Here is a 14,068-nt window from a genome sequence, read left to right as displayed (position 1 = left end):
TTAGCAGATACTTGATAAAATGCTATAATCTTGCTTTAAATTTTTTAAAGGTTTTTTTATGGCTGCTGATGATCAAGAGAAAACAGAAGAACCCACATCCAAGAAAATAGAAGATGCGCGACAAGAAGGAAATGTCCCAAAAAGCCAAGATGCATCTGCTGTGGCTGTACTTATTATAGCTGTGGTTGTGGTGTTGTTTATGATGCCTTTTATAGGTGAGAGAATTAGCGGTTTATATCGTTTTTATCAAAGTTTTATAGGCATTGAAATTGATTTAAAGATTTTACAAAAAATCATTATAAAAACTATGATAGAGATGTTTATTATGGTATTGCCCATTACTTTAGTAATTATGGTAGCGGGTGTGCTTGGAAATCTAATGCAGTTTGGTTTTATTTTTACTACTAAGCCCATTACTCCAAATTTTAATAAAATTAATCCTATTAACGGGCTTAAAAATCTTTTTTCTTTAAAAAAGATTATTGAAGCTTTGAAAATTATACTTAAAGTCGGTGTTGTATTTGGTATAGCTTTTGTTTTTTTATTGCAATTTATGAAAGAACTTCCTAGAGTAGAACTTTATACGATTTATCCACAACTTTTATGGCTTAGGGATAAAGCTATTATACTTGCAGCTATTGTTATTATAGCTTTTTTGATTATAGGGCTTTTAGATGTACTTTTGGTAAGGTATCAATACTTTAAAAACTTACGCATGAGTAAGCAAGAGGTTAAAGATGAATTTAAACAAAGCGAGGGAGATCCTTTAGTAAAAGGAAGAATTCGTCGTTTGCAAATGGAAGCAGCAAGGCGTAGAATGGTGCAAGATGTTGCTAGTGCTGATGTTGTGATTACTAACCCTACCCACTATGCAGTTGCTTTGCGTTATGATAGTTCCAAAGAAGCTGCACCAAAAGTTTTAGCTAAGGGGGTGGATTTTTTAGCTTTGCGTATTAAAGATATGGCATATGAATACAATGTTATGATTTATGAAAATCCTCCTTTAGCTAGAGAACTTTATAAAGCTTGCGAGGTAAATGATCTTATTCCACCAGAGCTTTTTAAAGCAGTGGCAGAGGTTTTAAGCTTTGTCTATACTTCCAATAGACAAAAATTTGCCGATAGATTAAAATAAATTTAGCTTTTTAATTAAGCTTATAATGGTCATAGTTATAGAAAGGGTGTAAATACCTAAAAGTGCTATGCGGTGGGATTTAAGATTGATTTTTTCCATGATTTTTATACCAAGATAAACTCCTAGCATAGAGCTAAATCCTACTAAGCTTCCATTTTGTAACACTTCTTTATCAATGATGTCATTATATACAAAAGAACTAATTCCTGAAATTGAAGCAAATATTACAAAAAATAAACTAAGTGGCACTACTTTTTTAGTATCATAGCCTAAAAAATAAGCTAAAATAGGGGTAATTAAAAGCCCACCACCAATTCCTAAAGATATAGCAAAAATTCCTGTAAATACGCCACAAATTAGCAAAATAGAATTTTTTAAGATATTAGAGTGGTTAATGTTTCCAATGGTGCTTTTTTGATTAAAAGCAAATTTTAAAAAGAATACAATACTCACGCATAGAAAAATACTTGTTAAGGTTATATCTGAAAAATACGAGAGTAAAAGCCCGCTAAACATCGCACCTAAAAAGCCTCCAAAGCCTATGATAAGTCCATCTTTTAAGATTAAATTTTTCTTTTTATAGTTTAAATAGGAACCAAAAATAGAAGCAAAAATCATTTGTACAACAGAAATTGCAACAGCATGATGAGAGCTAAGTCCTAAAGTAAGCATGAAAGGAACGATAATCATACCACCACCTATGCCAAAAACCCCTGAAGCCATACCTGAAAAAATTCCTATAATCATATAAGGAAGTAAAGTTAAATCCATAATTTATAAACCTTTAAATAAAAAATATTGTAACAAAATAAAATTTATTTATCTTTAGAAAATATAATCATAGTCGATTTATGATGATTATAAAGATTTTTTGGAGTTAATATGAAATTTTGTAAAAAATGCGTTATGCCAGATACTAAGCCTGATTTGCATTTTAATGATGAGGGAATTTGTGATGCGTGTTGCTCGCAAGAAGCTAAAAATCATGAGATAAATTGGCAAGAGCGTGAAAAAGAATTTCTAGAACTCGTTAAAAAATATAAAAAACATCCTGTGTATGATTGTGTGATAGGAGTAAGTGGTGGTAAGGATTCTACCTTTCAAGTTTTAAAATGTCTTGAACTTGGACTTAATCCTTTGTGTGTTTGTTTTGAACCAAGTATCCCTACTAAAATAGGTAAAAAGAATTTAAAAAATTTAAATAATCTTGGTGTTGATTTAATCCATATCAAAAGAAATCCTTTGGTGTATAAAAAATTGGCCCGCGAAGCTTTTATAAGAACGGGTGATAATGAATGGCAAAACCATTTGGGGATTTTTACATGTGTTCCAAAAGTAGCTGTTGCTTTTGGTATTCCTTTGATTATTTGGGGAGAAAGTCCGCAGATTGAGTATGGTGGGCCAGCTAGTTCTAAAGAAAAAAACACTTTAGGTAGAGAGTGGCTTGAAGAATTTGGCGGACTTTTGGGTAATAGAATTTCTGATATGATTGGTGTTGATGGTATTAGAGAAAAGGATTTATATTTTTATACTTATCCAAGTGATGAAGAGCTTCAAAGAGTAGGAGTTACAGGGTTATTTTTGGGATATTATTTTAAATGGGATTATAAGTATAATTTAAAAATATCTAAAGAAAATGGCTTTAAAACTAGTACAAAACCAGTTGAAACTACTTATGAGAATTTTGAAAATTTAGATTGTTATTCAAATCATGTGCATGATTATTTAAAATACTGCAAATATGGTTTTGGAAGAGCTACGGATAATGCGTGTTTGGATATAAGACTTGGCTATATTAGCCGTGAAGAGGGCGTGAGGCTTGTAAATAAATATGATGGAAAGCCACCTAAAAAGGCTATTAAGAAGTATTTGGAATTTAGTGGTTTTAGTGAAAAAGAATTTGAAAAAATTGTAGATTCTTATACTAATAAAAAGATATTTAAGCGCGATGAAAATGGTAAATTTTTAAGAGATAGTGATGGGTCATTGATAAAAAAAGATGAGTTTGTTTTGAAATGATTTGTATTGTTGATTATCATCTTGGAAATTTTAAATCTGTTTTGAAAGCTTTTGAAAAACTTAATCAAGAAGTGATTATAAGTTCTAAAAAAGAAGATGTAAAAAATGCCTCTAAATTAGTTTTACCAGGCGTTGGATCTTTTAAACAAGGTATGGAAAATTTAAAAAAACTTGCACTAGATGAGCTTTTAAAAGAATGTGTTTTAAAAGATAAAAAGCCTATTTTGGGGATTTGTCTTGGTATGCAACTTTTTGCTAGTAAGGGATATGAGGGCGGAGAGTGCGAAGGGCTTGATTTTATAAAAGCAAAGGTTTTGAAATTTGATTTAAGTAAAGAAAAATTATTGCATAGTGGTTGGGATGATTTACAATTTAGTGATAAAAAAAGCAAGCTATTTGATGGAATTTTAGAAAAAAGTGATTTTTATTTTGTGCATTCTTATTATGTAGAGTGTTTAGAAAGTGTGGAAACTTCTTTTTGTGAGTACGAAAAACCTTTTTGTGCAAGTTTTGAAAAAGATAATATTTTTGCTGTGCAATTTCACCCTGAAAAAAGCCAAAATGTAGGTTTGAAACTTTTGGAAAATTTTGCAAATTTAAAGGCCTAGTATGCTTAAAACAAGAATTATACCTTGCGTGTTATTAAAAGATCATCAGCTTGTAAAAAGTATCAATTTTTCTTCTTTTAGGACTATAGGGCATGTAATAAGCACAGCTAGGATATATAATGCTAGAAATGTTGATGAGCTTATAGTTTTGGATATCAATAAAAATGGTGTTATAGATTTTGAAAGCTTAGAAGATATAGCTAATGAGTGCTTTATGCCTTTAACTATTGGAGGTGGGATTAGAACTTTAGAAGATATTAGAAAAGTGTTAGATATAGGTGCTGATAAAATTAGTATTAATTCTATGGCTTTGCAAGATCCAGATTTTGTCAAAAAGGTGGCAAATACTTTTGGAAGCTCTTGTGTAGTATGCTCGATTGATGTAAAAAAAGACAAAAATAAATTTAAAGTTTTTAATAATGAAATTTTAGATATTGATCCGCTAGAACTTGCATTAAAATACGAATCTTTAGGAGCAGGGGAGATACTTTTAACAAGTGTTGATAAAGAAGGAAGTTCTTTGGGGTATGATTGGGAATTACTAGAGTACTTCAAAGGTAAATTAAAAATTCCACTCATTATCAATGGAGGACTTTCTAAGCCTCAAGATGGGGTAAAAGCCATACAACTTGGTGCAAATGCATTGGCTGGTGCTTATATATTTCATTTTAGTCAATATACTCCAAATGATGTTAAAAATGAGCTTTTAAAAAATGATATCCCCGTGAGGATTGTTTAAATTTACAAAATAAAAATTATTATCTTCTTTAATAACTTCAAAACCATGTTTTAAATATAAATTTAAAGCTTTTATATTTTCTTTGAAAACATATGCGTTTAAAGTTTGAACTTTTAAAACATTGAAAGCATAGTTTTTAACTTCTTGCATTAAAAGCTCACCTACGCCTTTTTTTATACCATAAAGCCCAAATTCACAGGATAATTTTATGATATTATTAAAATATATTACTCCCAGTTTCTCGTTATTTTTTATCAACAAAAAATATTTTTTATTTTTGTTTTTGTTTAGTTCTTTTAAAAATATTAAGTGATTTTTATAATTTATATTTTTTGTTTTCATAAATTTAGAGATATTTGGAGAATTTCTTATATAAAAAATTTCCTTTTTTTCTTCTTTTGTAAGATTAGTAAAATTTTTATAAAAAATCACTTTATAACCTTTACACTTTTAAACACTTCAGCATATTGAAGACCAACTCTCATTCCTTGGTATTGTGCATTTATTTTTATTCCCTCTAAGCTTCTTGGATGGGGATAATTTCTTAGTTCTGATTGATAAAAAGACATAGCTTTTAGCTTCAAATCAAGCGTCTCACTAATATCAAAAAATACATCAGGTTGAAAGCTTAATGGATAGTTCCATTCTGTACTCGAAAGAATTTCAAAACTATAAATTTCTTTAACACTTTCTTCTTGTAGAGATCTTGTAGCAGTAATTGTTGCTTTGTATGTAATTTGATGGTCTATATTGAGATCTTTTTCATAATGTGTGAAAATTATATTTGGTTTAATTTCATTTTTAACTTCTTCTATACTCTTGACTATTTCTAATAATGGTATTTTATCAAAAGCATTATCAGGAAAAAACTTTCTAAAAACTTTTTTAATGCCTAAAAGATTATTTGCTTTAAATAACTCATCTTCTAAAATTTCTTGTTCATTTTCACTATTTATCTCTCTGCTTGTTTTGCCTTCTCCAAGTATTAAAGTATAAGCTTCATATCCTTGTTGAATATATTTTGCTATAGTTCCAAAGCATCCTAAAACTTCATCATCTGGGTGAGCTGCTATAATTAAAATTTTGTTATTTTTCATAAAATATTACCTCTGCTTTTATTTTATTATTGTGTTTTTTTGCGTTTTGAAAAACCATTTTTATATTTTCAAATTCCAAAAAAGCTTTTGGATAATCAATGGCATCAAGCATGCGTATAAAATCATATATTTTTATCAAATTTGGATTTTCGAGTGTATTGATATTACTTTGTTCTTTTGTTCTTCTTTTGAAAATTACTACTTTCCCTTTTTGTATGCGAGGGTTGATTTTTGTATGTAAAATTCTTGGTATTAGTTTAAAGAATATGATTTTTGAGATTTTTTCATAAATTCGTTGTGCATTTGAAATTTTAAAACTAATATTGTGTTTTAGATATATTTCTCCACCATCTAATGTATCACAAGCTTTTAAAGCACAAATTTTGCTTTTATATACCCCTCTTATGATTAAATTTTGTAAAGGTGAACCTCCTCTTCCAAATGGTAAATTTCCAAGGTGGAAAATAATACATTGATAGTTATTGTAAATTTCTTGAGGTATATAGAAAGACCAATGCGGGAAGAATATATAATCTGGGTTTATTTTTGTTATTTTTTCTAAAGTAAGATCGTCTTTTTTTGTTATGAGGTAAAAAGTATATGTTTTATATAATTCTTTTAGTTTATAAAAATTATTAATATTGTGCTCTCTAAGAGTTGCTATGATTATATTCAAACTGCAACTCCATATATTTGATTAAATATATTTAAGTTGTTACCCCCCCCCATGTATGCAAAAGACAAATTTACAAAATAAAAATTATTATCTTCTTTAATAACTTCAAAACCATGTTTTAAATATAAATTCAAAGCTTTTGTGTTTTCTTTAAAAACACATGCGTTTAAAGTTTGAACTTTTAAAACATTGAAAGCATAGTTTTTAACTTCTTGCATTAAAAGCTCACCTACGCCTTTTTTTATACCATAAAGCCCAAATTCACAAGAAAGTTTAGTAATATTGATAAAATCAATCACGCCTATGATATTTTTATCATCATATACTAAAAAATATTTTTTAGTTGCGTTTGTTTTTAAGCTAGATAAAAAGTTTAAATGCACTTCTAGGCTAATATTTTGCGTTTTCATAAATTTAGCAATGCTTTCATCGTTACGCCATTTTAAAACAAGCTTAATTTCTTCTTGAGTCAAATGGATAAAATCTTTTAAAATTATCATATAAAATTCTCCACTTCATAGCCTTTTTTAGCAAGCCATGTTGCAAGTTTTTCTTGATTTTTAGCATAAGCTATGGCTTTAAAATTTGCTTTTAAAATTAAAGCTTCATTTACCAATGAACTTGCGCTAATGATGAGTTTTTTGCTTTCATTCATCAATCTTGCAAGATTAGATTGGTCAATGAGAATTTGTATATTAGGGTTTTTTTGGCTTAATTTTCGAAGCGAGTTTAGATGAGAATTTGCTTTTGTAGTAGCTATGATGATAGTTTTGTTTTTGTTAAGTTTGTTTGCTATATCAAAGGAAATATTTTTTGGATCACTTCCTCCTATACAGATAAAATAATCATAAATTTTTTCTCTTTTTATCTTGCTTTCTTCATAAAACTCATCGCGTATTAGAGCATAGGAAAAACCACATCTTAATTCACAATATTTTGGCACTAAATTCTCATAATCACTTTCTTTAGCATAAGCATTAACATTTAGTAAAATGTCACAAAAATGTTCTTTTATCTCATCATCAAAACTTAGAATTTTAACCCCTGTTTCTAGCTTGATGAGTTTTTCATCATCTGCAGTAATTTCATAATGATCAATAATCAAAAGATCAAATTTTTCTTTTTTGATGAGATTGATTAGCTCATATACACTAGCACTTGTTAGCTCATATACAGGATAAGGAATTTCATCTATCAAAGAACCTTCTAGAGCTAAACATGCAAAAGATACATCATGATATTGCTTAGCTAACAAAAGATCTCTTTTGATATGTCCGTGTCCTATGGTGCTAGAACTATCACTTCTAAAAAGAACTTTCATGTATTATGCTCGTTAATTTTGATACATTCTTGAAATTTTGCACAAGGCTCTTTTTCATTAAATAAAAAATCTAAAATTCCTAAATAAGCTATAAAATTTGCACCCAATTGAGTATAGGTTGGATGGATAAAATCAAAATATTCAATTTTTATATTTGCATTTTTAAAAATTTCTTTTGCTGTTTCTTTTTCAAGATAGTTTTTTGAACCTTCTGGGGAAAGGTAATGATCAGCTTTTAGTATTTGGCAAATTTCAAGTAGTAATTTTTCTTTTTTTTCATTTTTTAAATTTAAAGAAGAGCTTTGCAAAATGGGTGTTTTGATGCTCAAATGCTCGCAGTAAATTCTGATTAGCTCCATGTTAAATTGTACTAAATGTGTATGTTTAAATAAGACTTTTTCTAAGATATTGTAGTATTTATTAAAATTAATACTTTTAGAGTAAGCATGATGAATAGTTTTTAAAAATTTAATTTTCCATTTATCATCTTTATCAAATAATATATCCTGAAGTAATGTTTTTTGTGACGCTTTTTGTAAATTTAATCCCAATAAAAAGGTTTTATCTTGTAGTTTAATTTTATTTCTATTTTGCCATGATCTGCGTTCAAATTGCACATTATCCAAAAAGACAAAAGTATCAACACTTTGTATCATATATATATAGCCAAGCCATGGATTAAAGGTTGGCTGCATGATAGCTATTTTCACTTAATTTTTCCATAAATTACAATATCGCTATCATTAACTAATCTTTCATCTTCTCCCATGATATTGGTATTTTCATAAGTAAGCACTTTAAAATCATATAAATTTAAATATTCTTTTAAAATTTCTACAAGTTCGTATTCTTGATATAGAGTATTAATACATCCAAGCTCTCCTGTAGTATTATCATTTGTGATTTTAAAACAATTATGAGCTATTTTTTCTCCATAACCATATCTATAATCTTTTATGCTTCTTGTTCTTAAAAAAAACAAAGCATTTTCTTTATACATAGAATTTTCTTTAGAAATTTTTAATAATTTTAAAAAATCTTCTTTCAATAGATAGTTAATCACATTGGGAATCATAAAAATATCTGCATTAATATTTGGATTTTTTAAAGGAAAATCTAAGATATTATCATGAAAAAACTGATAGTTTTTACATTGAATTATTTCTTTGAAGTTATAATTAGCATTGCTGATACTTTCTTTGCTTAAGTCAACTCCGATACACTCATAATCATAATTTGCAAATAAAGAGAGATTGTTGCCATTAGAACAGGCAAATTCTAAAACTTTTTGGTTGCTTTTTTGATGCAGTCCTTGTTTGAAAAAAAATTTAATCACGGCTAAATCTGGAAATTTTAAGCCTTTTAAATTTTTTAAATACATTTTTACTCCTTAGTGATTTTTCCATATATAATTATATCGCTATCTTTGATATAAACTTTATTTTTTATATTAATATTTTCACTTGTGATAACTTCAAAATCATATAAATTTAAATTTTCTTTTAAAATTTCCACAAGTTCATGTTCTTGGTATGCTGTGCAAAGACAATTTTTTTCGCCACTAAATTCATCATAGCTTAAAATAAAACTATCATTTTTTAATTTTTCTCCAAGCCCATAGCGATGATCTTTAATACTTCTTGCTCTTAAGAAAAAGTGAGCATACCCCCCCCCATTTGCTTGATAAAGATTATTTTGTTTTGCACTTTGTAGTAAATTTTTAAATTCATCTTTAGTAATGTAATTAATAACATTAGGTATTAAAAATACATCTGCATTTATATTTTGATGATTTTTAGCAAAATCAAGCATATTTTCATTAAAAAAACTTGCCTTTTTATAATGCATAATTTCTTTAAAATTATAAATAGCGTTTTCATGATTTTGTTTGCTAAGTTCTACACCGATACACGCATAATTATAATTTGCAAATAAAGAAAGATTATTGCCATTATGAGAAGCAAATTCTAAAACTTTTGCATTTTTTAAAGCATCAAGTTTGTTTTTAAAAAACCATCTTACAAGTTCCATATCAGGATATTTAAAACCTTTGATTTTATTTATAAACATTTGTTTCTTTCATGGAATTGATACAATATTTTAGCAAATTCTAAGTCTTCAAAAGTGTCAATATCGCAAATTTTATTTCTTGGAAGTAAAAAAGCTTTAGAATGAGATTTAAACATAAAATCTTCTTCTAGCCACGCTTCTTTTTTGCCAAAGTAAAATGCACCACCATCATGGTAAGCTTTAGTAAGATCTTGTGAGCGTTTATCGTAATTTGACTCATCAAACATATAAACTTTATTTTGATCATCAAGGTAAAAACCTCTTTGTATAGGATATTCAAACTCGCAAGCTGAAAATAAAAATTTACATTCTTCTTGACTAAATTGTTCAAAAGCTTCTTTTAAGATAAACTCATCTATAAGTGGAGCAGTTGCGTATAAGCAACACACATTTTCATAGATTTTACTTTGTTTTTCTAGAGTGATGATGGCATCTTGGATTACAGCGGTTGAACTTGCATAATCATCACTTAGTTCTTTTTTACGCACAAAAGGAGCCTTAGCACCATACTTTAAAGCCACTTCTATGATCTCATAATCATCACTTGAAATAATTACATCATCAAAAATACCCGAATTTAAAGCACTTTCTATGCTATAAGCAATCAATGGTTTTCCCAAAAAATCAATAATATTTTTTCTAGGAATACGCTTAGAACCACCGCGTGCAGGGATAATACAAAGATTTTTCATGATTTCTCTTTAAATTTATAAAAAAGTAAGTATAATTGAATTTTTATTTTAAAAGGCTTAACATGCTCATAAATCAAACTTATTTTATAGACTCTTGTGATGATGTAGAATTAAATATAAAAAGAGAAAGTAAATTAGAATTTCAACTTATATATGATGATACAAAAGAAATTCAAGCTATAATGTGTATCATTCAAGGACTTGGTGCTGATATAAGAGATCCTGTTTTAAAATTTAATATGGAGTATTTTGCATCAAAATATAATGTAGCAGTTTTGAGTGTAAATTATCATGGTATAGGTAATCGTCCTCAAACTGGAGCACAATGGTATTTAGATGATATTGATAAACTTATTTTTGATGCAAGCTTAAAAGCTATTGACATAGAAATTCCTTATGATATATCAAAACTTAATATTTTTGAAGAATTTCATCCTGCTATGGATTATCTTAACAAAGAAATTCAAAAAAAGAAAGACGCTTGGGATTTTGATAGAGATTATTATTTAGATTTAAGTGTGAGCTTAAAACTTACAAATGATGAATATCAAAATTATGGTATTATGCAGACTATAGATATTCTTAATGTTTTGCTTTATGTAAAAGCGAATATTTTTAAAAATAAAGATTTAAAAACCATTGTAGTAGGGGTTTCACATGGTGCTTATATGGGTATATTATCTGCAAAGATAGCTCCGTGGACTATAGATGCAATTATTGATAATTCTTCTCATGTGACGCTTGATGGAGATGCTTGGAGATATATAGGTTTTGGAAAAGAAGTTGATTTTACTCAGTATTTTTGTTTCGGAACTTTTCACTATTTTAATAATATTAGACTTTGTGCTTCTGAAAAAACACTATGGACTACAAACAAACAATCCCCTTATTATTTTTCACCTGCTAGAAAACTCATTAGAGAAACACTAAATAAAGATCATATAAACACACAAGCAAAATATCCAAATCCAAAACACATTACTTATCATTCTAAATTTGATCAATATGCTCCATTAGAAGAAAAAGAAGAATATGTTAATATCTTAAAAGAACATGGACTTGATGTTGAATTTATAAAGGTTGTAGATGAAAAACAAATAGATGGTAAGTTTATTAAAAATCTAACTCACGGTATGGGTATACCTATGAAACTACTTATTAAAAAACACTTACCACAAATTTTACAAGAGCCTTTAAAAGATAAAACTTGTAAAAAAGAAATCTCATACAAGTGTGATGATTTAATATATACTTTTAAAGAGGAAAATGAGCAAATATTACTTGATGTGCAAAAATTAAACTAAAAGATGCAAGAAAGGAAAGAAATGAAAAATTTTTTTAACTCATTACAAGATAAAGAATTTATTTTTGCGCCACAATGCTATAAAACATGCAATGGCGGATGCTGTCATAATATTCATGCACAATATTTTAAATTTAATAAATCTAGTGCGGTGATATTACCTATGCTTGAAGTTGAATATCTTTCGCTAAAGCAAGCCGGTAATACATATTTAGAAAATGGAAAAGTCAATACCTTTACTTTAAAAAATGGAAAAAAAATCAATGCTTTTTTTGCAAAATGTGATTTAAATGGACTTTGCAATCCTCATAGTCTTAGACCTTTGATATGCAAGCTTTATCCTTATTATCCTCAGGTTGATTATGATGGAAATTTTTTAGGGGTTAAACCTTGTGCGTTATTTGATATTTTTTATAAAGATGCCCAAAAGCATTATTGTACTATAACCCATAGAAAAAATGATGAGTTTTTAAAGGAATTTGAGCAAAGCACACAGGTATTAAGAAAGGAACCTATAATGATATTTGTGTTTAAGGTGCTTGAAGTAGTAGAAGAAACTCTTAAGCAGTATACTTATGATCATTATGGAAAAGTAATTTATCTTGAAGAATTAACACATGAAGAAAAATTTGATTTTTTTGCTTTTCAAGAGATTAATTCTATGACTATGCAAGCATATAGAAATGAAAAATTTATTGACAAAATTCAAGATATATATGATAATTTAGAAATGCGATATCAAGAGCATTTTACAAAGTATTTTAATGATTAGAGAAAATTATGCTTAAAAATGAAACTTATTTTATAGACTCTTGTGATGATGTAGAATTAAATATAAAAAGAGAAAGTAAATTAGAATATAGAATTACTTATGATGATAGTAAGCAAATGAAAGCTATCGTTTTTATCATAGGAGCGTATGGTTCTAATGCCAATTTTCATTTGTAGATATACAAGAAATTGATGGTAAGTTTATAAAAAAACTCGCACATGGAGGTGGAATAACAGTTAAAGCTTTATTTGGCAGGGAATTACCAAAAATGCTTGAAAAATTTAAGGATAAAATTTCACTCTAAGAGAAGATAGTATAAGTTATCCTTGTAAGGATAAAGTTTTTACTTTTAAAGATAAAAGTGATAAATTTGTGCTTGAGATTATATAACTTCCTCAAGCATATTTTTAATTGTAGAAAAATCCTCAAAATTATCCGGAGTGATATATTTAGCATCTAAATTTTTTCCTATAAATTTTTCGATTTCAAGTATTAATTTCATCATATCAATACTATCAATAATATCATCATCCACTAAATTACGACTATTTTCATTTATATCACTTCTGTTGATTGCATTAAACATTTTTTGAATATCTTCAAAGTTAATATTCACATCTAGCTCCTTATTTTTTAGTTATAATAATACTTAAAAAATGCAAATATAAGGCTTAACATGCTCATAAATCAAACTTATTTTATAGACTCTTGTAATGATGTAGAATTAAATATAAAAAGAGAAAGTAAATTAGAATATAGAATTACTTATGATGATAGTAAGCAAATGGAAGCTATTGTTTTTATCATAGGTGGATATGGAGCTAATGCTCATATGACTTTTGTTGATTTTAATAGGAAGTTTTTGGCTCAAAAATATAATGTTGTAGCTGTAAGCGTTTTGTATCATTGTTTTTGTCAAAGGAGATCAGATGTAGAAAAATATAGTGCAGCTATTACATTTACAGAAGAAGATTTAGTACACTTAAAAAACATTTTAGAAAATTTCAAAATTCAAACAAGTAAATTAGATTGCTCAACAGCATCAATTCATTATGAGTTTTTGCATCAAACTATTAGTAGCTTAAAAGAAAAAAAGTTATTAGATATAGATTATAAAGTTAGTCTTTCACGCTCTTTTATCCCGCCTAATAATGAATATAATAATTATGGAATTATGCCTGCTATCGATCATATCAATGCCTTAAAAGATATAATAAAAAATTATCCTCAATTTAAATCTTTACCTAAAATTTACGGGGGAGGATCATATGGAGGTTATTTAGCGCTAATGTGCGCTAAAATAGCTCCTTGGTATGTAGATGGAGTGATAGATAATTCTAGTGCTGGAATATTACCTTTACATTACATCATAGGAAGAGATATTAACGGATATGACCATGTTTTAGAAACTCCAAATGTTATATTGTATGGTATTTTAAAATCATATTGGACACGCAAAAACCCAAACTCACCTTATTATTTTGCTGATGAAAATTATTTAATTAGAGCTTTACTTAATAAAGATCATTTGATCTTACAAGCTCAAAAGAATAAAAATATTATTTATACAAGTTATCATAGCGCCAAAGATCCTGCAACTCCAATAGAATATAAAATACAATTAATTCAAACATAT

Annotated in this window: 20 protein-coding genes and 1 pseudogene; 10 read left to right on the top strand and 11 right to left on the bottom strand. The window is 27.7% G+C overall.

Going from position 1 to position 14,068, the window contains the following annotated elements; genetic code table 11:
* Window positions 1-58 precede the first annotated feature (58 nt).
* Window positions 59-1,135, top strand: a complete 1,077-nt coding sequence (gene flhB / locus L8X38_RS08140) for a flagellar biosynthesis protein FlhB (protein WP_133319972.1) — start codon at window positions 59-61, stop codon at window positions 1,133-1,135.
* On the opposite strand, the gene L8X38_RS08135 is transcribed toward flhB, so the two are convergent.
* Window positions 1,127-1,906, bottom strand: coding sequence for a sulfite exporter TauE/SafE family protein (locus L8X38_RS08135; RefSeq protein WP_133319971.1), 780 nt, complete (start codon window positions 1,904-1,906; stop codon window positions 1,127-1,129). The two genes, flhB and L8X38_RS08135, sit on opposite strands and share 9 nt — an antisense overlap.
* 111 nt (window positions 1,907-2,017) lie before the next feature.
* Here L8X38_RS08135 and L8X38_RS08130 point away from each other — a divergent pair, with 111 nt between their 5' ends.
* From L8X38_RS08130 to L8X38_RS08120, 3 genes are read left to right on the top strand one after another with little or no spacing between them, the layout of a single operon-like run.
* Window positions 2,018-3,154, top strand: coding sequence for an N-acetyl sugar amidotransferase (locus L8X38_RS08130; protein WP_133319970.1), 1,137 nt, complete (start codon window positions 2,018-2,020; stop codon window positions 3,152-3,154).
* On the top strand, window positions 3,151-3,762 hold the full coding sequence (hisH, locus tag L8X38_RS08125; protein WP_263661743.1) for an imidazole glycerol phosphate synthase subunit HisH: 612 nt from the start codon (window positions 3,151-3,153) through the stop codon (window positions 3,760-3,762). The genes L8X38_RS08130 and hisH overlap by 4 nt, the downstream gene beginning before the upstream one ends.
* Before the next feature lies 1 nt (window position 3,763).
* Window positions 3,764-4,501: a HisA/HisF-related TIM barrel protein gene (locus tag L8X38_RS08120; protein ID WP_263661742.1), complete on the top strand. Its 738-nt coding sequence runs from the start codon at window positions 3,764-3,766 to the stop codon at window positions 4,499-4,501.
* On the opposite strand, the gene pseH (L8X38_RS08115) is transcribed toward L8X38_RS08120, so the two are convergent.
* From pseH (L8X38_RS08115) to pseF, 9 genes are read right to left on the bottom strand one after another with little or no spacing between them, the layout of a single operon-like run.
* Window positions 4,469-4,933: a UDP-4-amino-4,6-dideoxy-N-acetyl-beta-L-altrosamine N-acetyltransferase gene (gene pseH / locus L8X38_RS08115; RefSeq protein WP_263661741.1), complete on the bottom strand. Its 465-nt coding sequence runs from the start codon at window positions 4,931-4,933 to the stop codon at window positions 4,469-4,471. The genes L8X38_RS08120 and pseH (L8X38_RS08115) overlap by 33 nt on opposite strands.
* Window positions 4,930-5,598 carry a PIG-L deacetylase family protein gene (locus tag L8X38_RS08110; protein ID WP_258108357.1) on the bottom strand — a complete coding sequence of 223 codons (669 nt, stop codon included), beginning with the start codon at window positions 5,596-5,598 and terminating at the stop codon, window positions 4,930-4,932. Before L8X38_RS08110 ends, pseH (L8X38_RS08115) begins: the two co-directional genes overlap by 4 nt.
* A complete protein-coding gene (locus tag L8X38_RS08105) occupies window positions 5,588-6,274 on the bottom strand; it encodes a methionyl-tRNA formyltransferase (protein ID WP_258108356.1) in 687 nt (228 codons plus the stop codon). The genes L8X38_RS08110 and L8X38_RS08105 overlap by 11 nt, the downstream gene beginning before the upstream one ends.
* Entirely contained in the window at window positions 6,271-6,774 is a 504-nt protein-coding gene (gene pseH / locus L8X38_RS08100; protein WP_263661740.1) for a UDP-4-amino-4,6-dideoxy-N-acetyl-beta-L-altrosamine N-acetyltransferase, read from the bottom strand. The genes L8X38_RS08105 and pseH (L8X38_RS08100) overlap by 4 nt, the downstream gene beginning before the upstream one ends.
* Complete coding sequence (pseG, locus tag L8X38_RS08095) at window positions 6,771-7,595, bottom strand: UDP-2,4-diacetamido-2,4,6-trideoxy-beta-L-altropyranose hydrolase (RefSeq protein ID WP_263660812.1); 825 nt, start codon at window positions 7,593-7,595, stop codon at window positions 6,771-6,773. The genes pseH (L8X38_RS08100) and pseG overlap by 4 nt, the downstream gene beginning before the upstream one ends.
* Window positions 7,592-8,305 carry a WbqC family protein gene (locus L8X38_RS08090; RefSeq protein ID WP_263659986.1) on the bottom strand — a complete coding sequence of 238 codons (714 nt, stop codon included), beginning with the start codon at window positions 8,303-8,305 and terminating at the stop codon, window positions 7,592-7,594. The genes pseG and L8X38_RS08090 overlap by 4 nt, the downstream gene beginning before the upstream one ends.
* The gene (locus tag L8X38_RS08085) at window positions 8,302-8,976 is read right to left on the bottom strand and encodes a class I SAM-dependent methyltransferase (RefSeq protein WP_258108337.1); all 675 of its coding nucleotides are present in this window, start codon (window positions 8,974-8,976) and stop codon (window positions 8,302-8,304) included. The genes L8X38_RS08090 and L8X38_RS08085 overlap by 4 nt, the downstream gene beginning before the upstream one ends.
* Before the next feature lie 2 nt (window positions 8,977-8,978).
* On the bottom strand, window positions 8,979-9,665 hold the full coding sequence (locus L8X38_RS08080; protein ID WP_263659987.1) for a class I SAM-dependent methyltransferase: 687 nt from the start codon (window positions 9,663-9,665) through the stop codon (window positions 8,979-8,981).
* Complete coding sequence (pseF, locus tag L8X38_RS08075; protein WP_263659988.1) at window positions 9,656-10,357, bottom strand: pseudaminic acid cytidylyltransferase; 702 nt, start codon at window positions 10,355-10,357, stop codon at window positions 9,656-9,658. Before pseF ends, L8X38_RS08080 begins: the two co-directional genes overlap by 10 nt.
* 62 nt (window positions 10,358-10,419) lie before the next feature.
* On the opposite strand from pseF, the gene L8X38_RS08070 reads away from it, so the two are divergent.
* The 5 genes and pseudogenes from L8X38_RS08070 (at window position 10,420) to L8X38_RS08560 (ending at window position 12,822) form a co-directional block, all read left to right on the top strand.
* Entirely contained in the window at window positions 10,420-11,661 is a 1,242-nt protein-coding gene (locus L8X38_RS08070; protein WP_263661739.1) for a DUF2920 family protein, read from the top strand.
* Between the two features lie 21 nt (window positions 11,662-11,682).
* Window positions 11,683-12,432 (top strand): hypothetical protein, encoded by a 750-nt coding sequence (locus L8X38_RS08065; RefSeq protein WP_263661738.1) that lies wholly within the window; start codon window positions 11,683-11,685, stop codon window positions 12,430-12,432.
* 8 nt (window positions 12,433-12,440) lie between these two features.
* Window positions 12,441-12,602 (top strand): annotated as a pseudogene (locus tag L8X38_RS08060) (DUF2920 family protein); the annotation flags it as partial.
* 8 nt (window positions 12,603-12,610) lie between these two features.
* The gene (locus tag L8X38_RS08565) at window positions 12,611-12,736 is read left to right on the top strand and encodes a DUF2920 family protein (protein ID WP_412175447.1); all 126 of its coding nucleotides are present in this window, start codon (window positions 12,611-12,613) and stop codon (window positions 12,734-12,736) included.
* Window positions 12,737-12,747: 11 nt separating this feature from the next.
* Window positions 12,748-12,822: a hypothetical protein gene (locus L8X38_RS08560; RefSeq protein ID WP_337195135.1), complete on the top strand. Its 75-nt coding sequence runs from the start codon at window positions 12,748-12,750 to the stop codon at window positions 12,820-12,822.
* Here the strand turns inward: L8X38_RS08560 and L8X38_RS08050 are convergent.
* Window positions 12,815-13,048 carry an acyl carrier protein gene (locus L8X38_RS08050; RefSeq protein WP_133319959.1) on the bottom strand — a complete coding sequence of 78 codons (234 nt, stop codon included), beginning with the start codon at window positions 13,046-13,048 and terminating at the stop codon, window positions 12,815-12,817. The genes L8X38_RS08560 and L8X38_RS08050 overlap by 8 nt on opposite strands.
* Before the next feature lie 60 nt (window positions 13,049-13,108).
* Between L8X38_RS08050 and L8X38_RS08045 the strand changes: the two genes are divergently transcribed.
* Window positions 13,109-14,068 (top strand): DUF2920 family protein (locus L8X38_RS08045; protein WP_263661737.1); only part of this gene is annotated, 960 nt, incomplete at its 3' end.

Origin of the sequence: Campylobacter sp. CNRCH_2014_2452 (assembly GCF_025772865.1) — a bacterium.
Lineage (GTDB): Bacteria > Campylobacterota > Campylobacteria > Campylobacterales > Campylobacteraceae > Campylobacter_D > Campylobacter_D lari_D.
This window is presented reverse-complemented; position numbering and strand designations above follow the sequence as displayed.